This is a genomic window from Mesorhizobium sp. Arg314 (assembly GCF_053714275.1).
The window spans coordinates 36,142-55,993 of record NZ_JBSKBP010000010.1 but is presented as its reverse complement, the minus strand read 5'-3'; the positions used below and the strand labels follow the sequence as shown (position 1 = coordinate 55,993).

General features: G+C 64.8%; 16 protein-coding genes. 4 read left to right on the top strand and 12 right to left on the bottom strand.

Annotated features, from left to right (window positions below; translation table 11 throughout):
* Positions 1-32 precede the first annotated feature (32 nt).
* From ACWGS9_RS13030 to ACWGS9_RS12990, 9 genes are all read right to left on the bottom strand, one after another.
* Positions 33-506 carry a carboxymuconolactone decarboxylase family protein gene (locus tag ACWGS9_RS13030; RefSeq protein ID WP_454505634.1) on the bottom strand — a complete coding sequence of 158 codons (474 nt, stop codon included), beginning with the start codon at positions 504-506 and terminating at the stop codon, positions 33-35.
* 108 nt (positions 507-614) lie between these two features.
* Positions 615-2,168 (bottom strand): alpha/beta fold hydrolase, encoded by a 1,554-nt coding sequence (locus tag ACWGS9_RS13025; protein ID WP_454505633.1) that lies wholly within the window; start codon positions 2,166-2,168, stop codon positions 615-617.
* Between the two features lie 125 nt (positions 2,169-2,293).
* On the bottom strand, positions 2,294-2,608 hold the full coding sequence (locus ACWGS9_RS13020) for a formate dehydrogenase subunit delta (protein ID WP_454505632.1): 315 nt from the start codon (positions 2,606-2,608) through the stop codon (positions 2,294-2,296).
* Positions 2,598-3,428: a formate dehydrogenase accessory sulfurtransferase FdhD gene (fdhD, locus tag ACWGS9_RS13015; protein WP_454505631.1), complete on the bottom strand. Its 831-nt coding sequence runs from the start codon at positions 3,426-3,428 to the stop codon at positions 2,598-2,600. Before fdhD ends, ACWGS9_RS13020 begins: the two co-directional genes overlap by 11 nt.
* Positions 3,429-3,430: 2 nt before the next feature.
* Positions 3,431-6,343 carry a formate dehydrogenase subunit alpha gene (gene fdhF, locus ACWGS9_RS13010; RefSeq protein WP_454505630.1) on the bottom strand — a complete coding sequence of 971 codons (2,913 nt, stop codon included), beginning with the start codon at positions 6,341-6,343 and terminating at the stop codon, positions 3,431-3,433.
* Positions 6,344-6,353: 10 nt separating this feature from the next.
* Positions 6,354-7,910 carry a formate dehydrogenase beta subunit gene (locus tag ACWGS9_RS13005; protein ID WP_454505629.1) on the bottom strand — a complete coding sequence of 519 codons (1,557 nt, stop codon included), beginning with the start codon at positions 7,908-7,910 and terminating at the stop codon, positions 6,354-6,356.
* Positions 7,907-8,386: a formate dehydrogenase subunit gamma gene (locus ACWGS9_RS13000; RefSeq protein ID WP_454505628.1), complete on the bottom strand. Its 480-nt coding sequence runs from the start codon at positions 8,384-8,386 to the stop codon at positions 7,907-7,909. The genes ACWGS9_RS13005 and ACWGS9_RS13000 overlap by 4 nt, the downstream gene beginning before the upstream one ends.
* 192 nt (positions 8,387-8,578) lie before the next feature.
* A complete protein-coding gene (locus ACWGS9_RS12995; protein WP_320215100.1) occupies positions 8,579-9,478 on the bottom strand; it encodes a LysR family transcriptional regulator in 900 nt (299 codons plus the stop codon).
* Between the two features lie 98 nt (positions 9,479-9,576).
* On the bottom strand, positions 9,577-9,954 hold the full coding sequence (locus ACWGS9_RS12990) for a VOC family protein (protein WP_454505627.1): 378 nt from the start codon (positions 9,952-9,954) through the stop codon (positions 9,577-9,579).
* Between the two features lie 217 nt (positions 9,955-10,171).
* Here ACWGS9_RS12990 and ACWGS9_RS12985 point away from each other — a divergent pair, with 217 nt between their 5' ends.
* Positions 10,172-11,347, top strand: coding sequence for an Mrp/NBP35 family ATP-binding protein (locus ACWGS9_RS12985; RefSeq protein WP_454505626.1), 1,176 nt, complete (start codon positions 10,172-10,174; stop codon positions 11,345-11,347).
* 16 nt (positions 11,348-11,363) lie between these two features.
* Here the strand turns inward: ACWGS9_RS12985 and ACWGS9_RS12980 are convergent, their stop codons facing one another.
* Complete coding sequence (locus ACWGS9_RS12980; protein ID WP_454505625.1) at positions 11,364-11,813, bottom strand: SRPBCC family protein; 450 nt, start codon at positions 11,811-11,813, stop codon at positions 11,364-11,366.
* 149 nt (positions 11,814-11,962) lie between these two features.
* On the opposite strand from ACWGS9_RS12980, the gene ACWGS9_RS12975 reads away from it, so the two are divergent.
* Together ACWGS9_RS12975 and ACWGS9_RS12970 are read left to right on the top strand one after the other, a co-directional pair.
* On the top strand, positions 11,963-13,768 hold the full coding sequence (locus ACWGS9_RS12975) for an IlvD/Edd family dehydratase (protein WP_454505624.1): 1,806 nt from the start codon (positions 11,963-11,965) through the stop codon (positions 13,766-13,768).
* A gap of 130 nt (positions 13,769-13,898) precedes the next feature.
* Positions 13,899-14,297 (top strand): hypothetical protein, encoded by a 399-nt coding sequence (locus ACWGS9_RS12970; protein WP_454505623.1) that lies wholly within the window; start codon positions 13,899-13,901, stop codon positions 14,295-14,297.
* Between the two features lie 4 nt (positions 14,298-14,301).
* Here the strand turns inward: ACWGS9_RS12970 and ACWGS9_RS12965 are convergent, their stop codons facing one another.
* Positions 14,302-15,891, bottom strand: a complete 1,590-nt coding sequence (locus ACWGS9_RS12965) for a trimethylamine methyltransferase family protein (RefSeq protein ID WP_454505622.1) — start codon at positions 15,889-15,891, stop codon at positions 14,302-14,304.
* Between the two features lie 222 nt (positions 15,892-16,113).
* A complete protein-coding gene (gene pdxR, locus ACWGS9_RS12960) occupies positions 16,114-17,607 on the bottom strand; it encodes a MocR-like pyridoxine biosynthesis transcription factor PdxR (RefSeq protein ID WP_140647084.1) in 1,494 nt (497 codons plus the stop codon).
* A gap of 600 nt (positions 17,608-18,207) precedes the next feature.
* Between pdxR and pgi the strand changes: the two genes are divergently transcribed.
* On the top strand, positions 18,208-19,851 hold the full coding sequence (gene pgi, locus ACWGS9_RS12955) for a glucose-6-phosphate isomerase (RefSeq protein WP_454505621.1): 1,644 nt from the start codon (positions 18,208-18,210) through the stop codon (positions 19,849-19,851).
* Position 19,852: the final 1 nt, after the last annotated feature.

Below are 19,852 nucleotides of genomic sequence, written 5' to 3'. Positions count from 1 at the left end.
CAGCACGGCACGATCGCCGGGCTGCGGGTTTTTCACTGCGACTTGGCCTTGACTGCCGCGAACAGGTCGTCGGTCTGCTTCTTGAAGGTGGCAAGGTCGACCTGGCTGCCGTTGAGCATCGTCGACCAGTGGCGCACGATCGCCGCCATCGCGATGGTCTCCTTGATCTCCTCGTCGCTCGCGCCGTTCGCCTTGGCCGCCAGCGTGTGGAAATAGATGCAGTACTGGCAGGGGATCTGCGAGGCGACCGCGAGCCCCAGCAACTCCTTGGTCTTGCCGTTGAGAGCGGTGTTCGGATTGAGCTGCACGCCTTTGATTTCGGCCCAGGCGCCGGCGACCGCGACGTCCGGCAGCGTCTTGAACATGTCGGGCACTGTGCCGAGCGTGGCTTGGATGTCCTTGTAGGCGGCGACGGCCGAAGCGTCTTCGGCCCGCGCGGCGGTGATGGCCAGCAATGTGCCCGCGGCAAATGCCAGCAATCCGATCTTGCTAGTCAGTTTCAGCATTTCATCCTCCATTCGCAGTGCCTTCGTGGCTGCATCGCGTGGCCTGCATGGGGAGAATTGATACCTCCTACGGCGCCCCGACCGCTTCGCCCGAAAGCGCCATGGCTCTCATGGCCCGTCCGGGCCAGCGTGTCTGGCCGAGAATGCCGCTGCCGCCGCCCGCGACGGAAGGTCGAGCTTGAGCAATATGTTGGCGACATGGCGCTTGACGGTGTGCTCGCTGAGGCTGAGTTCGGCGGCGATCGCGGCATTGCTCTTGCCGTCGGCGATCAGGCTCACCACCTCGCTTTCGCGAGCCGTCAGTGCTGTCGGCTCGGCCGGCTTAGGCTTGGGGCGGCAGGCCGGCTCAAGATGCTGTTCGGCCGTCACCTGCACCAGCGCCAGCGGCTCGTCCAGTTCGTCGAGGCTGATGCGCCCGGCGTCGGTGAAATGCAGCCCGGAACCCGCAGCCAGGTCGGCGACCAGCCGTGAGCAGAGGATGTGGCCACGTTCGGCATGGGCGGCAAGCTGCATTGTCACACGCGCCGTCAGCCCCGTCGGCGGCCCGCGCACTTCGACCTCGCCGACATGCGTCCCTTGCGCGCTTGCCACACCGATTTCCTGGGCCGCCTCGCGCAGCAGCGCCGCGCAGCGCACGGCGCGGGCCGGGCCGTCGAAGCGCGAGATCATCAGTTCGCCATGCGTTCCGGCGACACGCCCGCCATGGCGACCGACCAGCAATCGCCAGTTCTCCTGGAAGCGCAGGCTGCGTTCGCTCCACAAGCGATCGCCAAGCCTCGTGGTGTCATAGATGCGTGTCACCAGCAGCGCGGCGAGCACCCGTTCTACATCGGCTACCGCTGGCTCTCCGGTCAGGAATTCCTCGATCAGATCGGCCACGCGGTCGACGTCGCCGGTCCAGATCGGGTGGTCGCGACCCGAAATCTCGACCAGGCGGGCGCCGGCGATCTTCCTGGCCAGGAAGCGGCTGGCGTCGGGGTCGACGCGGGCGTCGTTACGGCGATGGATCAGGAATGTCGGCACGCTGATCGTCCCGAGTATATTGCGGACGTCGATATCGGCGTTCATGCGTGCAAGTGCTGCCGCGGCCGTCGGGCTGGCCGACAGCCGCTCGAAGCGGGCCCACCATTGCAAAAAATGCGTATCGTCGACCCGGCCCGGAGCGAAATTGGGCAAAGTGGCGCCGGTACCCCAGGATGTTTCCGCCGTCTCGATGAACGCTTCCAGCCGTTCCGGCGGCATTACCCATTTGTGGAAGTTCGCGTAGCCACCATAGAGCACGAGCGCCCGCGTCCGCTCCGGATAGGCGGCGGCGAACAGCATCGCCATCGGCGCGCCTTCCGAGGCGCCGAGGATCGCCGCGCGGCCGCTGCCGGCGGCGTCCATCACCGCGCGCACGTCGTCCATGCGCGTTTCGAGGCTGGGCAGGTGGTGGGCGTCGACGCGGTCCGAGAGACCTGTGCCGCGCTTGTCGAACAGGATGAGCCGCGAGAAGGCGGACAGCCGCTTCAAGAGGCGGCTGTAGCCCTCGTCTTCCCAGTGCAGGTCGAGATTGGAGATGAAGCCCGGCACGAAGACCAGATCGAACGAGCCCTGGCCGACCACCTGATAGGCGATCCGCACATCCCCGCTGCGGGCGTATCTGGTCTCGATCGGCCTCACGCAAACTACCCCGCCGGCCAGACGATTTCCTGTCGCCGACCATAGCAGAGGCTGGCCGTTTGCGGCAGCCAAACTTTAGGGAGCGGAAATGTAAGACCTTTGGTGGCCGAAAACCGCCTGCCGGGCTACTTCTGCGGAGCGGCGTTCTCGGCCTGCACAGGTCTGGTGTAGCCGATGCTCGTGTCGGCTTGTTCCGGTGTCGGCGGCCGCTTGATCTTGGCCGAGGCGGCGATCACCAGCTCGTCGAAATTCTCGGTGCCGGCGTCCAGCATCTCGAAGAACTGGCGCCGCATCCGCGGCTCCCAGAACTTGTTGATATGCTCGGCAATGCCGGCAATGCCTTCCTCGCGCGGCTTCGAATGGAAGAAGGTCGCGATCTGGTTGGCCATGCGCACCAGCTTTTCCCTGGTGCTGGTGATGTGGTCTTCGTCATGCGACATGCTTGGCAACTCCGGAAGCCACCCGATCGGGGTGGGTGAAAATATCGAAATCGTCGCCGCGCACCAGTGCCACCAGCGTCATGCCGGCGGTCTCTGCCGTGCGGATGGCAAGCGCGGTCGGCGCCGAAACCGCCATGATGATCGCGGCACCGATGGCAGCCGTCTTCTGCACCATCTCGACCGAAACGCGCGAGGTCACGACCACCGCGCCGCTCGAACCGTCGACGCCGGCCTTGGCCAGCGCGCCGGCGAGCTTGTCCAGCGCGTTGTGGCGGCCGACATCCTCACGCGCCATCACGATGCCCTTGCCGGGAACATAGAAGCCGGCCGCGTGCACCGCGCCGGTCGCCGCGTGCAGCTTTTGCACCTTCGACAGCAGGCGGACGGCACTTGCAATATCCTCCGCCTGAAGCGTAAGCCGTGACGCACTAACCGCGTCGACCGAGCGCATTGCCTCCTCGATGGATTCGATGCCGCACAGACCGCAGCCGACCGGCCCGGCCAGCCTGCGCCGCCGCGCCTGGAAACGCGTGTTGGCCTTGTCCTTCAGCCGGATCTGGATATCGATGCCGGCGCCGAGATCCTCGACTTCGATCGCCTCGATCTCGTTTGCGTCGGCGATAATGCCTTCGGTCAGCGAGAAGCCGAGCGCGAAATCCTCGAAATCGGCGGGGCTCGCCATCATCACCGCATGCGTGGTGCCGGCAAAGGAGAACGCCACCGGCGTCTCTTCCGGCACCATCCGGCTCGCGGCGGCGGTGCCACCGGCGCGATGCGCCAGCCGCGAGATTTGCGTCGTGGCTTTGCGCCGCGCGGTCAAGACTACTCCGCCGCCGCCAGCGGAGCGATACGACGGCTCTGCTGCGCCTGCTCGTTATAGTCCTTCTGCCAGTCGGTCGGGCCGTTGGACGGCGCCACCTGCACGGCGGTGACCTTGTATTCCGGACAGTTGGTCGCCCAGTCCGAGAAGTCGGTGGTGATCACGTTGGCCTGCGTGTCCGGGTGGTGGAAGGTCGTATAGACGACGCCCGGCGAGACGCGGTCGGTGATCAGCGCACGCAGCGTGGTTTCGCCCGAACGGCTCGCCAGCCGCACCCAGTCGCCTTCGCGGACGCCACGGACTTCGGCGTCGTGCGGATGGATCTCCAGCCGGTCCTCGGCATGCCACATGACGTTCTCGGTGCGCCTGGTTTGCGCGCCGACATTGTACTGCGACAGAATCCGGCCGGTGGTGAGCAGCAGCGGGAAGCGCGGCCCGGTCCGCTCGTCGGTCGCCACATATTCGGTGCGGATGAACTTGCCTTTGCCGCGCACGAAGCCGTCGACATGCATGATCGGCGTGCCGAGCGGCGCCTTTTCGTTGCACGGCCATTGCACCGATCCGACACGGTCGAGCAGATCGAAGGAGACATTGGCGAAGCTCGGCGTGGTCTTGGCGATCTCGTCCATGATCTGCGACGGATGCGTATAGTTCCAGTCGAGCCCGATGGCGCGGGCAAGCTCCTGCGTCGCTTCCCAGTCGGCGTAGCGCGCCTTCGGCTCAATGACCTTGCGCACCATGTTGATGCGGCGCTCGGCATTGGTGAAGGTGCCGTCCTTCTCTAGAAAGGTCGAACCCGGCAGGAAGACATGCGCGTAGTTCGCCGTCTCGTTGAGGAAGAGGTCGTGCACGACCACGCATTCCATCGCGGCGAGGCCGCCGGCGACATGCTTGGTGTCGGGATCGGACTGCAGAATGTCCTCGCCCTGGATGTAGATGCCCTTGAACGAGCCGTCGACGGCGGCATCCAGCATGTTGGGGATGCGCAGGCCCGGCTCATCGTCCAGCTTCACGCCCCACAGGCTCTCATAGATGTCGCGCACCGCTTCGCCCGAGATATGGCGATAGCCCGGCAGCTCATGCGGGAAGGAGCCCATGTCGCAGGAGCCCTGCACATTGTTCTGGCCGCGCAGCGGGTTCACGCCGACGCCTTGCCGGCCGATATTGCCGGTGGCCATGGCAAGGTTGGCGATCGCGATCACCGTGGTCGAGCCCTGGCTGTGCTCGGTGACGCCGAGACCGTAATAGATCGCGCCATTGCCGCCCTTGGCGTACATGCGCGCAGCACCCCGGATCAGCTCGGGATCGACGCCGGACAGCTTGCCGACAACCTCCGGGCTGTTTTCCTGCAGGGCGACAAAGGACGCCCAGTCCTGGAATTCCGCCCAGTCACAGCGTTCGCGGATGAAAGCTTCGTCGAACAGGCCCTCGGTGACGATGACATGCGCCAGCGCCGTCAGCACGGCAACGTTTGTACCGGGCTTCAGCGGCAGGTGATAGTCGGCTTCGACATGCGCCGACTTGACCATCTCGGTGCGGCGCGGATCGAGCACGATCAGCTTGGCGCCCTGGCGCAGCCGCTTCTTCAGCCGCGAGGCGAACACCGGGTGGGCCGAAGCCGGATTGGCGCCGATGATGACGGCAACGTCGGTGAACTCGACCGAATCGAAATCCTGCGTGCCGGCTGAAGTGCCGTAGGTCTGGCCGAGCCCGTAGCCGGTCGGCGAATGGCAGACGCGGGCGCATGTATCGACATTGTTGTTGCGGAAGCCCTGCCGCACCAGCTTCTGGACGAGGTAGGTCTCCTCGTTCGTGCAGCGCGAGGAGGTGATGCCGCCGATCGCGGTGCGTCCGTACTGGTACTGGATGCGGCGGAATTCCTTCGCCGTATGGGCGATCGCCTCTTCCCAGGTCACTTCGCGCCACGGATCGGTGATCTTCTCGCGAACCATCGGCGACAGGATGCGGTCCTTGTGCGTGGCGTAGCCATAGGCGAACCTGCCCTTGACGCAGGAATGGCCATGGTTAGCCATGCCATCCTTGTAGGGCATCATGCGGATGACTTCGTCATCCTTCACCTCGGCCTTGAACGAGCAGCCGACGCCGCAATAGGCGCAGGTGGTGACGGCCGAGCGCTCCGGCATGCCCTTTTCGAGCACGGTCTTCTCGCGCAGCGCATCGGTCGGGCAGGCCTGCACGCAGGCGCCGCAGGACACGCATTCGGAAGCGATGAAATCCTCGTGCATGCCGGCCACCATGCGCGACTCGAAGCCGCGGCCCTCGATGGTCAAGGCGAAGGTGCCCTGTACTTCCTCGCAGGCACGCACGCAGCGCGAGCAGACGATGCACTGCGCCGGGTCGTAGGTGAAATAGGGGTTCGATTCGTCGCGGGCGATATAGTCGACGGCCAGCGAGCCATGGCCGGGCGCGACACCGCCTTGTTCCTTGACGTGGTTGCGGCCTTCGACGCCGTAACGGTTTTCGGAGAGACCGACCGACCTCGCCACCACGTCGAACTCGCTGGCGCCGGTTCCGGCCTTCTCGTGCCAGCCGGTCGGATGGTCGGAGACGTAAAGCTCCATGACGCCGCGGCGGATGGCGTCAAGCCGCTCGGACTGCGTGCGCACCACCATGCCTTCGCCGACCGGCGTCGTGCAGGAGGCCGGCGTGCCGCCACGCCCTTCGATCTCGACCAGGCAGACGCGGCAGGAGCCGAAGGAGTCCAGCATGTCGGTCGCGCAGAGTTTCGGGATCTCGACCCCGCCTTCCATCGCCGCGCGCATGATCGACGTGCCTTCCGGCACGGTGATGCTCTGCCCGTCGACGGTCAGCGTGACCTGCTTTGTCGCTTTCGACTCCGGCGTTCCGTAGTCGATCTCTTCGATGAGTGTCGGGAAGTCGGCCTTGATGTTCATCTGCCAGCTCCTATTCAGCCGCCACGCGCGCCGGCGCGGGCTTGAAGTCGTCGGGGAAATGCGTGATCGAACTCATCACCGGGTAGGGCGTGAAGCCGCCCAGCGCGCACAGCGATCCGAACTTCATGGTGTTGCAGAGGTCGCCCACCAGCGCGAGGTTCTTTTCCACCTCGATGCCTGCGGCGACCTTGTCGAGAACCTCCATGCCGCGCGTCGAGCCGATGCGGCAGGGCGTGCACTTCCCGCAGCTTTCGATGGCGCAGAACTCCATTGCAAAACGCGCCTGCTTCAGCATGTCGGCAGTGTCGTCGAACACTGTGATGCCGGCATGGCCGATCAATCCATCACGCTTGGCGAATTCTTCATAGTCGAAGGGCGTGTCGAACAAGGCGCGCGGGAAATAGGCGCCGAGCGGGCCGCCGACCTGCACCGCCTTCACCGGACGCCCCGAAGCCGTGCCGCCGCCGATGTCGTCGACGATTTCGCCGAGCGTCAGGCCGAAGGCCGTCTCGAACAGGCCGCCATTCCTGACGTTGCCGGCGATCTGGATCGGGATCGTGCCGCGCGAGCGGCCCATGCCGAAATCCTTGTAGTAGGCGGCGCCCTTGTCCATGATGATCGGCACCGAGGCCAGGCTGATCACATTGTTGATCACCGTCGGCTTGCCGAACAGGCCTTGGATGGCCGGCAGCGGCGGCTTGGCGCGCACCACGCCGCGCTTGCCCTCGAGGCTGTTCAAGAGCGAGGTTTCCTCGCCGCAGACATAGGCGCCGGCGCCGACGCGGATTTCCATGTCGAAGGCGTTGGGTGAGCCCAGCACGTTGACGCCGAGCACGCCCGCCTTGCGCGCGATCGCGACGGCCTTGTTCATCGTCGCCACCGCATGCGGGTATTCCGAGCGGACATAGACGAAACCCTTGGTCGCGCCGGTCGCGATGCCGGCTATCGCCATGCCTTCGATCAGCACGAAGGGATCGCCTTCCATGATCATCCGGTCTGCGAAAGTGGCGCTATCGCCCTCGTCGGCATTGCAGACGATGTATTTCTGCTCGGAAGTCGTATCCAGCACCGTCTTCCACTTGATGCCGGTCGGGAAGCCGGCGCCGCCGCGGCCGCGCAGGCCGGATTCGGTAACTTGGCTGACGACATCGGCCGGCGCCATCGCAACCGCGTTCTGCAGGCCGCGCAAGCCGCCGTGAGCCTTGTAGGCATCGAGCGACAGCGGGTCGTTGATGCCGCAGCGCGCGAAGGTCAGTCGCGTCTGTTTGGCGAAGAAGGGGATCTTGTCGGGGGCGCCCAGCCAGCGCTTGTGATGACCGCCGGTGAGGAAGCCGCTGTCGAACAGGCTCTTGACGTCGGACGGCTTCACCGGCCCGTAGGCGACGCGGCCCTCGGCCGTCGCCACCTCGACCATCGGCTCGAGGAAATAGGCGCCGCGCGAGCCGTTGCGCACGATCTTGGCCTCGACGCCGCGCTCCCTGAGCTCCGCCTCGATCGCCCTGGCGACCTTCTCGGCGCCGAGCGCCAGCGCGCCGGAGTCTGCCGGAATGTAGATGCGCGGGATCATGAACGCACCTCCGCAACGATCTCTTCGATCTTTTCGTCATCGAGCCGGCCGATCACTTCGCCGTCGAGCATCGCCGACGGCGAGCAGGCGCAAAGCCCGAGGCAGTAGACAGGCTCCAGTGTAACCGATCCGTCGCGGGTGGTCTCGTGGAAATCGATGCCGAGCAGTTGCTTGACCTTGGCCGCGACGGCATCCGAACCCATCGACTGGCAGGCTTCAGCCTGGCAGAGCTTGAGCACATGCCGGCCGGCGGGCTTGGCGCGGAAATCGTGATAGAAGCTGACCACGCCGTGCACCTCGGACCGCGAGAGGTTCAGCCCATCGGCGATCACCGGCAGCGCGTCCTTCGGAACGTGCCCAAACTCTTCCTGTATGCTGTGCAGGATCGGCAGCAGCGGGCCTTCGAGGCCCTTCATCTCGTCAATGATCGCCGCCGTGCGCGACATGATCTCGGTACTTGCGGCCTGCATGGTCACGCAGCGCCCTCCCTTGGTCGTGGCATCCAATCATATGTCGCCCAATTCTGTAGCGGTTTTGGGGCAACGACATGCATAGACGCAATATCGCTAAGTCCTTACGAAATCAGAGGAAACCTCCGAAATCAATAAAGCGCTTCCGTTGCTTGATAGAAATTTTCTATCGAAACTCGGCAACTCGCAGTGTCTAGCCTAGCGATGGGCGCGGAAATCGTCCGCCAGCGCCATCGCCTCGTCCAGCAGCGCCTGCACCAAAGGCGTGTGCGGCTCGCGTGGCGCCGCCACCAGCCCGACGGTGTGGCTGGCATCCGGCTCGACGATCGGGATCGCCCGGATCGGTTCGGAAAAGCCGAACGTTTCCGCAAGGTTGAGCGGCATGATCGACGACCATTTGCCGGTCCTTATATGCGAGAACAGGACGATCATCGAATTGGATTCCAGTGTCGGGCGCACCTGCACTCCGGCTTCCGCCAGATGCTGGTCGATGATGCGACGGTTCTGCATGTCCGGCGTCAGCAGGCAGAGCGGCAACTGGCTGATCTCGGCCCATGTCACTTTGTCGCGGTCGGAATAGGGGTTCCCGACCGCCGTGATCAGCTGGTAGCGCTCGTCATAGAGCGGCACGCTGGTGACGCGCCCGAGCGGCTCGTTGTCGAGATAGGTGATGCCGGCATCGACATCGAAATTGCCGAGCAGCGACAGCACCTCGATCGAGGTCCGCGACAGGACCGAAAAGGTGACGCCCGGATGCTTTTCGCGGAACGGCGTCGTCAGCCGCGCCACCATGGCAAGGGCGGTCGGGACGGCGGCGATGCGGATGCGGCCGGCAAGGCCGTGGCGCGCCGCCCGCATCTCCTCGCGCATCGTCCTTGTGTCGCCGACGATGCGGCGCGCCCAGCCCAGCACCTGCTTGCCTTCCGGCGTCAGGCCCTGGAAGCGGGAGCCGCGCAACACCAGCATGACGCCGAGCTGCTCCTCGAGCTGCTTGATACCGGCCGAAAGCGTCGGCTGGGTGACCCCGCACACCTCCGCGGCCCGGCCGAAATGCTCCTCCTTGGCGAGTGCGATGAAGAACTCCAGCTTGTCGATCATCGGCGCAAGCTATCCAGCGCAGGACGGCTGCGCCAGATGGTGCTGGCCCAACAGGACCGTAATCTCGCCGCCGGCCCGGAAAAAATCTTGGTCGAAGCCTATTTGCCCGCGAGGTTCAGGATATTGCCGTCGGGATCCTTGAACCATGCGACCTTCATGCCGGAACCGACGTGAATATCGCCCTCGAGCGACAGGCCGGGCATATCGTAATGCTCGAAGGTGACGCCCTTGGATTTCAGCGCCTTGACGATCGGCCCGATCTGGTCTCCCACCGCCCAGGTTACAGCCGTGGCCTTGTTGGTGCCGGCGAACCGTGAATGATAGACGTTGATGACCGTGTCGCCGCTCTTGTAGACGATCAGTTCGCCGCCCATGTCGTCCACTTGCTCGAGGCCGAGCGTTTTCTCATAGAAGGCCTTTGCCTTCTCCAGGTCCTTCACCGCGAGATTGGCTGCCGCATTGCTGTTTTCGAGCATGACCGTCTCCTTCTCCGGTTGTCGTGCTTGCGTTTGATGGCAATCGAAATAGCGCGGGCGGCCTGTTTGGCCATGGCCGAACTCGAACACCAGTTCAGGTTGCGGCAAATCCGACACCATCGGTCGCTTTCCGGGGCACGCCGGGCGAGCTATTGCGCCACGGCTTGGTTCTGCCGGGAAACTGCACTATCTCCAACGCCAAGCCCGAGGAAAGATCATGACCGTTACCAAGGAATCCGTCGTCGACCGCCTGAAGACGGTGAACGGACCGGACTTCACCGGCAACATCGTCGACCTGGGCATGGTTTCCGAGATTTTCATCGCCGATTCCAAAGTGTTCTTCTCGATCACTGTTCCCGCCGCCCGTGCCCAGGAACTGGAGCCGTTGCGCGCCGCGGCCGAGCGCGCGGTGAAGGCCATCCCTGGCGTCGCCAGCGCCGTCGTCGCGCTCACGGCGGAGAAGAAGGGCGGCGGCATGGAAGCGCCGGTTCCGCCGCGCCCGGCCGCGCCGCGGCCGGTCGCTCCGCAGCCGGCGCCGCAGCGTCCCGCGCCGCACGCGCCCGCATCGCAGAGCCATGGCAAGCGCGGCGTCCCCGGCATCGATGCCATCATCGCGGTGGCTTCCGGCAAGGGCGGCGTCGGCAAGTCGACCACAGCGGTCAACCTGGCGCTCGGCCTCGCCGCCAACGGACTGAAGGTCGGCGTGCTCGATGCCGACATCTACGGCCCCTCGATGCCGCGGCTGCTCAACATCCATGGCCGGCCGCAGACCGTCGATGGCAAAATCCTCAAGCCGATGCAGAATTACGGCCTCAAGGTGATGTCGATGGGCTTCCTCGTCGATGAGGAGACGCCGATGATCTGGCGCGGCCCGATGGTGATGTCGGCGCTCACCCAGATGCTGCGCGAGGTCGAGTGGGGTCCGCTCGATGTGCTGGTGGTCGACATGCCGCCCGGCACCGGCGACGCTCAGCTCACAATGGCGCAGCAGGTACCGCTCGCCGGCGCCGTCATCGTCTCGACGCCGCAGGACCTGGCGCTGATCGACGCCCGCAAGGGCCTCAACATGTTCAAGAAGGTCGACGTGCCGCTGCTCGGCATCGTCGAGAACATGAGCTACTTCCTCGCGCCCGACACCGGCAAGCGCTACGACATCTTCGGCCATGGCGGCGCGCGTCGCGAGGCCGAGCGCCTGGGCGTCACCTTCCTTGGCGAGGTGCCGCTGGAGATGGGTATTCGCGAAAGCTCGGACGTCGGCGCCCCGGTCGTCGCCTCCAAGCCGGAGAGCGCCGAGGCGAAGATTTATCGCGACATCGCAAGCAAGGTCTGGAATCGGGTCCAGGAAGAGCGCGGCGCGGCCGAAGCGGCGGTGCCCAGCATAGTGTTCGAATAACCCTCGAGGGGAGGGGTCAGGCGCCGACCTTCTCGCCAAACGTCGAGAAGAACTGCCCCGCAAGCTTCTTCGATGTCGACTCGATCAGCCGGCTGCCGAGCTGAGCGATCTTGCCTCCGACCTCGGCCTTGGCGGCGTATTTGAGCACTGTGGCGTCCGGTCCGTCGGCGGTAAGCGTGACGTCGGCGCCGCCCTTGGCGAAGCCGGCAATGCCGCCCTTGCCTTCGCCCTGGATGGTGTAGGAATGCGGCGGCTTGAGATTCTTCAGCGTCACCGCGCCGTTGAAGGTCGCCTTGATCGGCCCGATCTTCAGCACCACGGTCGCGGCCATCTCGGTGTCCGAAGCCTTTTCCAGGCTCTGGCAGCCGGGAATCGCCCCTTTCAGGATCTCCGGGTCGTTGAGGGCTTCCCACACTTTCTCAACGGGTGCGGCGATCCGCTCCTCGCCTTCGATCACCAATGCCATCAAGACCTCCCGGATTGCTGATGCTGATTGGTCGTAGCGCGCGGCCTCAAACAAGTCTATCGCACCAAAGTCCGGGTCGCGGCGCGCCTGCCTCTTGCCTGCATGAACGCATTGTCTTATCGATTTGTCATACAAATACGGAGACCACCATGGCAGGCGCCCCCACCAAGAAGAAGAAATTTCGCTCGCAGGAGTGGTTCGACAATCCCGACAATCCGGGCATGACGGCGCTCTACCTCGAGCGTTATCTGAACTACGGCCTGACACGCGCCGAGCTGATGTCCGGCAAGCCGCTGATCGGCATCGCGCAGACCGGTTCCGACCTTTCGCCCTGCAACCGGCACCATCTCGAGCTTGCCAAGCGCGTGCGCGAAGGCATCGTCTCGATGGGCGGCATCCCGTTCGAGTTCCCATGCCATCCGATCCAGGAGACCGGCAAGCGCCCCACCGCGGCGCTCGACCGCAACCTCGCCTATCTCAGCCTCGTCGAGGTGCTCTACGGCTATCCGCTCGACGGTGTCGTGCTCACCATCGGCTGCGACAAGACCACGCCGGCGCTGCTGATGGCGGCCGCCACCGTCAACATTCCGGCCATCGCGCTGTCGGTCGGCCCGATGCTCAACGGCTGGCACAAGGGCAAGCGCACCGGCTCCGGCACCATCGTCTGGGAATCGCGCCAGCGCCTGTCGGCCGGCGAGATCAACTATGACGAGTTCATGGACATCGTCGCCTCCTCGGCGCCGTCGACCGGCTACTGCAACACCATGGGCACCGCCACCACCATGAATTCGCTGGCCGAGGCGCTCGGCATGCAGCTGCCGGGCTCGGCCGCCATTCCGGCGCCCTATCGCGAGCGCGGCCAGATCGCCTACGAGACGGGCAAGCGCATCGTCGACATGGTGCATGAGGACCTGAAGCCGTCCGACATCATGACCCGCAAGGCCTTCGAGAACGCCATCGTCGTCAATTCGGCCATCGGCGGCTCGACCAACGCGCCGATCCATCTCAACGCCATCGCCCGCCATCTCGGCGTGCCGCTCGACAATGACGACTGGCAGAAGATCGGCCTCAACGTGCCGCTGCTCGTCAACCTGCAGCCGATCGGCGAGTATCTCGGCGAGGACTATCACCATGCCGGCGGCGTGCCGGCGGTGGTGGCCGAACTGATGAAGGGCGGCCTGTTGCCGCATCCCGATGCGATCACCGCCAACGGCAAGACCATGGGCGACAATTGCAGGGATGCCGTCACCGAGGATCACGATGTCATCCGCAGCGCCGCCAAGCCACTCAAGGCCAATGCCGGCTTCATCAACCTCAAGGGCAATCTGTTCGATTCCGCCATCATGAAGACCAGCGGCATCTCGCCGGAATTCCGCGAGCGCTACCTTTCCAACCCGAACGATCCGGAAGCCTTCGAGGGCAACGCCATGGTCTTCGACGGGCCGGAGGATTACCACGCCCGCATCGACGATCCGGCGCAGGGCATCGACGAGCATACGATCCTGTTCATGCGCGGCGCCGGTCCGGTCGGCTACCCGGGCGGTGCCGAGGTGGTCAACATGCAGCCGCCGGCCTATCTCATCAAGAAGGGCATCCATTCGCTGGCCTGCATCGGCGACGGCCGCCAGTCCGGCACCTCCGGCTCGCCGTCGATCCTCAATGCCTCGCCGGAAGCAGCGATCGGCGGTGGCCTTGCGCTGCTCAAGACCGGCGACCGCGTGCGCATCGACCTGAAGAAGGGCACGGCCGATATCCTCGTCAGCGACGAGGAGATCGCCAAAAGGCGGGCGGCGCTGCAGGGCAATGGCGGCTATCACTATCCCAAGCACCAGACGCCGTGGCAGGAGATCCAGCGCGGCATGGTCGACCAGTTCTCGGCCGGCATGGTGCTGAAGCCGGCGGTGAAATACCAGGATGTCGCGCATACCAGCGGCGTGCCGCGCGACAACCACTGAATTTGTATTCGGCTGGAATCAAGAGGGCGGCTTGCCGACGGGCGGGCCGCCTTTTTTCATGCCCTTGCTTCAGTTCCGCGGAACCCACAGATAAGCTCGACCTCGGCCGTATTGCGAAGGAGAGACCATCGTGGCGAAACGGCGTTCTTCCCTTGGCTTTCTCGGCATGTTCGGCCGCTCCGGCGATCTGCGGCAGCTCGACGACGCCTTGCGCAAGGCCGATCTGCATCCGGCCCTGGTGCCGGAGGGCGTGAAACTCACCATCGTCAATCTGATGAACGAGCGCTGGCCGGATGAGCCGCCGGCGGACGCCTATGCTTCCGTCGCGCAACTCTGCGGCTATTGCGTTGCCGGACCGGAAGTGTTCGAGCAGGCCAATGGGCGGGAGCCGACATTGGAGGTCGAGCGCCGCATCGAGGCGGCGCTGGAGGCCGGCGACAGTTTCGACGCGCAGATCGTGCTGATGACGCTGCATGCCAAGCTGATCAACGCCGAGGTCGTCGAGCGCTACGGGCTGAGCGCCGAGTAGGGTCTTAGCCGCCCATGCCGCTGCGCGGCAGCTTGATCATCTCGCCGAAGCGGGCGCGCAATTTGTCGTCGAGAAGGCGCGGCACATGGCGCGGGAAACGCTCCGCGAGCACGCGCTTCTTCTCGGCGATCGCCCTTTGCAGGATGTCGGGCCGGCCCTTCTCGTTCCATTCCTTCGGCGAGAAACGGTCGCCGACGGCAGGATAGAAATACTCGGTCTGCATCAGCTTCAACGTCTGATCGTTGCCGAGATAGTGCCCGGGACCCTTGATGCAGACATCGGTTATCGTATCGATCGACAGCGCCTCGTCGGTCACCTCGATGCCGCGCACGCAGCGCAGGCAATGTCCGAGCATGTCGTTGTCGATGATCAGGCTTTCGAGGCAGAAGCCGAGCAGCGAGGCATGCATGCCGGCCGATTCATAGACGAGATTGAGCCCGGCAAGCCCGGCCATCACATCGGTGATGCCTTTCTCGTAGCCGGACTGGATGTCGGGCAGTTTCGAGTCCGTCATGCCGGCGGCCGAGCCACCCGGCAGGTCGTAATATTGCGCCATCTGCGCGCAGGCCGCGGTCAGCACCGCCTGCTCGGCCGAGCCGCCGGACATGGCGCCGGTCCGGAGGTCGGAAACGAACGGCCAGGTGCCGAAGATCGCGGGATGCCCGGGCTTGATGGCATTGACATAGACCAGGCCCATCAGCACTTCCGCCACCGCCTGCACGACGGCGCCGGCTATCGCGGCCGGCGCTGTGGCGCCGGCCTGGCCGGCCGAGAGCAGCAGGATCGGAATGCCGCCTTCGACGCAGGCCTCCAGCACGCCGCAGGCGTCCTCGGCGAACTTCATCGGCGGCACCACGAAGCAGTTCGAGTTCGACACGAACGGCCGCGCCCGGAAATTCTCCTCGCCGCCGGCGATGGCATAGAGCATCTCCAGCGCCGGCTTGACGTTCTCGCGCACGGTGAACGAGGTGCCGACATGCTTCGAAGTCCCCATCACGCAGGCATAGAGCGTGTTGAAATCCATATCGAGCGGGTCGGGAATGTCGCGCGGCACCATGGTGCGCTGGAAGAAATGGATGTTGTCCAGCCCATCGACGAGACGGGCGGCGTCGTAGAGATCCTGCAGCAGCGATTCGCGGTATTCGCGCTTCTCGACATCGACCAGATGCACCGCAGCACCGGCCGTGCCGTAATGCACACGTTTGCCCTGGATCAGCATGTCGTGCTTCGGATCCTGGCCGTGGAGGGTGAAGTTGCGCGCCGCTTGTCTGATCGTGTCGAGCACCAGCGCGCGCGGCAGCCGGATGCGACCGTCGTCGCCATAAGTGCCGCCGACCCGGGTCAGCGCCTCGATGCAGGACGGGATGGCGTTGGCGAAACCGACCGTCTCAAGCAGCGTCAGCACCGCTTCGTGGATGCGTTCGCGGTCGTTCTGGCTCAATGGGCCATAGCTGCCGCCTTCAAGCCCTGCCCGCACCGGACGAATGTCGTCGGCTAAAGGCGCCGCCCGCATCGCGCGGCGGGCTTCGCGCCCGCCGGAACGCCGCGAACGCTGGTCCGACGACGCTTCCTGCTTCTCCAGAGCCACTGACATGGAAGCACTCCACCTTTTTGTCTTTATCTGCGAGGCGGGCGCGGCGGTTGGTCCACCATCGGCCTGCCTCATCCCCTTCTGGCTCCGACTATGCCGCTGGCATTGGTACAGCCTATGGGCCAACCGATCCCGTCGAATATGCCAGAATGCTAAAGCGATAAGGGTGCGCCCAAACAAAAAGAGCCGGCGCAGCGCCGGCTCTTTTTGGGAAGTCCGTGACGATCAGGCGGCCGCGGGCCTGCGCCCGGCGGCCGTGGCGAGTTCGCGGATGCCCGGCTCGATATGCTGCAGCGAGATCGAGGAGATACCCAAGCGCATGAAACGAGAGGGCTTTTCGCTGCGGTCGAAGAACCGGTCGCCGGGTTCGATGATGACGCTGCGCGAAGCGGCGGCTTCGGCCAGACCGCGTGAATCGGTGCCGCGCGGCCCTTCCAGCCAGAGCGATGTGCCGCCCGCCGAGTCGGTCGAGCGCCATTCTGGCAGGAAAGCGGAAATCGCATGGACCAGACGCTTGCGCCGCTCGTCGAAGGCAGTGGAAAGCCTGCGCACCAGCGCCTCGTGGTGGCCGAGCGACAGGAACAGCGCCACGGCGCGCTGGTTGTTCGCCGGCGGATGCCTGAGCATGAAGCGGCGCAGCGCGCGAAGCTCGGCGATCAGCCCGGCGGAGGCCACGATGTAGCCAAGCCTGAGGCCCGGAGCCAGCGTTTTCGACATCGAGCCGACATAGATGACGCGGCCGGAGCGGTCGAGGCTCTTCAGCGCCTGCTGCGGCGCCTCGTCGAGGAGCTGGCTGTCATAACCGTCCTCGATGATGATCTGGTTGTTGCGGTTGGCGCGCGCCAGAAGGTCCTGCCGCCGCTCCGCCGACAGCGGCACCATGGTCGGGCAGTGGTGGCTGGGCGTGACGAAGACGAAGCCGGAATCGCTGGGAATAGAGGACGTTACGATACCCGACTGATCGACCGGAACCGGCTGGATATCGGCGCCGGCAAGCCGGAAGATCGACCGGGCATCGGGATAGCCCGGGTCTTCCATCGCCACCTTCGATCCCTTGGTCATCAGCAGCGTGGCCAGCATATAGAGCGCGTTCTGCGCGCCCAGCGTCACGATGATCTCGTCCGGATTGGCGAAGATGCCGCGGCGCGGCAGAAGCCTGGCCTGGATCTGCTCGATCAGCAGCGGATCGTCGCGATCCACCATGTCGGATGCCCAGTTGCGGATCTCCAGCACGGCCAGCGCCATGCGGTTGCACTCGCGCCATTCCGCGGTCGGGAACAGCGCCGGATCGAACTGGCCGTAGACGAACGGATAGGAGGACTTGATCCAGTTGTCGTGCTTGGCCGGCGGCGGCATGTCGCTTGCGGCGATCTGCCGGCGCGCCTTCCAGTCGATCTCGTTCTGCTGGTCGGGCGCCTTCTGGTGCGGCTTGGCGGGGGTGGCCAGCACGTCGGGATTGACGAAATGGCCGCGCCGCTCGCGCGCCACCAGGAAACCCTGGTCGACCAGCTGCTGGAAGGCGAGCACTACCGTACCGCGGGCAACCCCTAGTTTTTCCGCGAGAATTCGGCAGGACGGCAACGGCATCGAGGCAGCGATCTGTCGGTCGAGAATGGCCGCGACGATCGCCTGGCGGATCTGCGCCTGGAGGGTTTGGCCGGATTCAGCCGAAATCCGGAACAGGCCGGACCATATGGCCGTGTCATTGCGCTGTGGCATGGGAAATCTTCCTCGGATGGCCAGCTGTTTTCACTTGGCTGGACCAGTGGAGTGTATGGGTGGCATAAGGGGTTGCGCCAATCAATTTTTCTGATCGCTGGGATTTATGCCAGTGATCTATCAAGGGCGACGCGCAGCGTCGTCGCCCCGCGTTTAAAGCGCGATGCGAAGCATCCAAGCGCGACGCGCAGCGTCGTCGCCCCGCGTTTAAAGCGCGATGCGAAGCATCCAAGCGCGATGCGAAGCATCGTCGCGGCACCGCCCAAGCGCGATGCGAAGCATCGTCGCGGCACCGCCCAAGCGCGATGCGAAGCATCGTCGCGGCACCGCCTAAGCGCGATGCGCAGCATCGTCGCTGCAGCGCGCAGCCTCATCACAGCGCCACAAAAGCGCGATGCGGAGCATCGTCGCCCATGGCGCGCAGTCGCGCTGAAATTCTCTCATCCTCACCGTCCAATATCGCGCCTCATCAAAGCGTGATGCGGTGCGGCAAAGCCGCGCTTGAATGAAATGGAAATCGGCTAGATAGAGTGTTGCGCGACACGCGCCGGAAACATCCGGCCTGTTAAAACGGTCTAAAAAACCGCCAGGAGCCCGCCAGTGGACCAGTCATCTTTCGACAAGCAACTTGCCGCCTTGCGAGATCAACGCGCGGCGGCCAAAGGCTCGATGCGCGACGCCTTCGCCGCCGATCCCAAGCGCTTCGAGACATTCTCCGCCACGGACGGCGACCTTCTGCTCGACTGGTCGAAATGCGCGGTCGACGCAAATACGATGACGATGCTGGAGAAGCTCGCCGGCGCCGCCGATCTCGAAGGCCGCCGCGCCGCCATGTTCGAAGGCAGGAAGATCAACATCACCGAGAACCGTGCCGTGCTGCACACCGCGCTGCGCAACCTGACCGGCAAGAGCGTCGTCGTCGATGGCCAGGATACCAAGGCGGATGTGATTGCCGTGCTCGACGCCATGGGCGCCTTCGCCGACGCCATCCGCTCCGGCAAGGCGGCCGGCGCTACCGGCAGGAAGATCACCGACATCGTCAACATCGGCATCGGCGGCTCGGATCTCGGCCCGGCGATGGTGACGCTTGCGCTCGCGCCCTATCATGACGGGCCGCGCGCGCATTATGTCTCCAATGTCGACGGTGCCCATATCCACGACACGCTGAAGGGCCTGTCTCCCGAAACGACCTTGTTCATCATCGCCTCCAAGACCTTCACCACGGTCGAGACGATGACCAATGCGCAGACGGCGCGCGATTGGGTTCAGAAGGCGCTCGGCAAGGAAGCGGTCGGCAAGCATTTCGCCGCCGTTTCGACCGCCCTCGACCTCGTGGCGAAGTTCGGCATCGAACACGACCGCGTCTTCGGTTTCTGGGACTGGGTCGGCGGACGCTACTCGGTCTGGAGCGCCATCGGCCTGCCGGTGATGATTTCCGTCGGTCCGCGCAACTTCCGCGCCTTCCTCGACGGCGCGCATGAGATGGACGAGCATTTCCGCACCGCGCCGATGCGGAAGAATCTGCCGGTGTTGCTGGGGCTGATCGGCTGGTGGCACCGCGTCGTCTGCGAATATCCGGCCCGCGCCGTCATCCCTTACGACCAGCGCCTTTCGCGCCTGCCGGCCTATCTGCAGCAGCTCGACATGGAATCGAACGGCAAGAGCGTCACGCTGGACGGCACCGCGGTCACCACGCCGACCGGCCCGCTGGTCTGGGGCGAACCCGGCACCAACGGCCAGCATGCTTTCTTCCAGCTCCTGCACCAGGGCACCGACTTCATCCCGGTCGAGTTCCTCGCCGCCGCTGTCGGCCATGAGCCGGAACTCAAACACCAGCACGACCTCTTGCTTGCCAACTGCCTGGCGCAGTCGGAAGCCTTCATGAAGGGCCGCACGCTGGAAGAAGCGCGCGCGCAGATGCTGGCCAAGGGCATGAAGCCGGCCGACGTCGACAGGATCGCGCCGCACCGCGTCTTTTCGGGCAATCGTCCCTCGCTGACTATCCTTTACCGCAAGCTCGATCCGCGCATGTTGGGCCGGCTTATCGCGCTTTATGAACATCGCGTCTTCGTCGAGGGCACGCTGTTCAACATCAATTCCTTCGACCAATGGGGCGTCGAACTCGGCAAGGAATTGGCGACGGGTCTGCTGCCTGTCGTTGAGGGCAAGGAGACTGCCGCAAAACGCGACGCCTCGACTGCCGGACTGGTGGCTCATATCCACCAATTGCGCGGCGAGGAGTAAA

Bases quoted from the DNA above. Each gene is read 5' to 3' on its own strand.
- ACWGS9_RS13030 (WP_454505634.1), bottom strand. From the start codon at position 506: ATGCTGAAACTGACTAGCAAGATCGGATTGCTGGCATTTGCCGCGGGC.
- ACWGS9_RS13020 (WP_454505632.1), bottom strand. From the start codon at position 2,608: ATGTCGCATGACGAAGACCACATCACCAGCACCAGGGAAAAGCTGGTG.
- fdhF (WP_454505630.1), bottom strand. From the start codon at position 6,343: ATGAACATCAAGGCCGACTTCCCGACACTCATCGAAGAGATCGACTAC.
- ACWGS9_RS13005 (WP_454505629.1), bottom strand. From the start codon at position 7,910: ATGATCCCGCGCATCTACATTCCGGCAGACTCCGGCGCGCTGGCGCTC.
- ACWGS9_RS12995 (WP_320215100.1), bottom strand. From the start codon at position 9,478: ATGATCGACAAGCTGGAGTTCTTCATCGCACTCGCCAAGGAGGAGCAT.
- ACWGS9_RS12990 (WP_454505627.1), bottom strand. From the start codon at position 9,954: ATGCTCGAAAACAGCAATGCGGCAGCCAATCTCGCGGTGAAGGACCTG.
- ACWGS9_RS12985 (WP_454505626.1), top strand. From the start codon at position 10,172: ATGACCGTTACCAAGGAATCCGTCGTCGACCGCCTGAAGACGGTGAAC.
- ACWGS9_RS12980 (WP_454505625.1), bottom strand. From the start codon at position 11,813: ATGGCATTGGTGATCGAAGGCGAGGAGCGGATCGCCGCACCCGTTGAG.
- ACWGS9_RS12975 (WP_454505624.1), top strand. From the start codon at position 11,963: ATGGCAGGCGCCCCCACCAAGAAGAAGAAATTTCGCTCGCAGGAGTGG.
- ACWGS9_RS12965 (WP_454505622.1), bottom strand. From the start codon at position 15,891: ATGTCAGTGGCTCTGGAGAAGCAGGAAGCGTCGTCGGACCAGCGTTCG.
- pdxR (WP_140647084.1), bottom strand. From the start codon at position 17,607: ATGCCACAGCGCAATGACACGGCCATATGGTCCGGCCTGTTCCGGATT.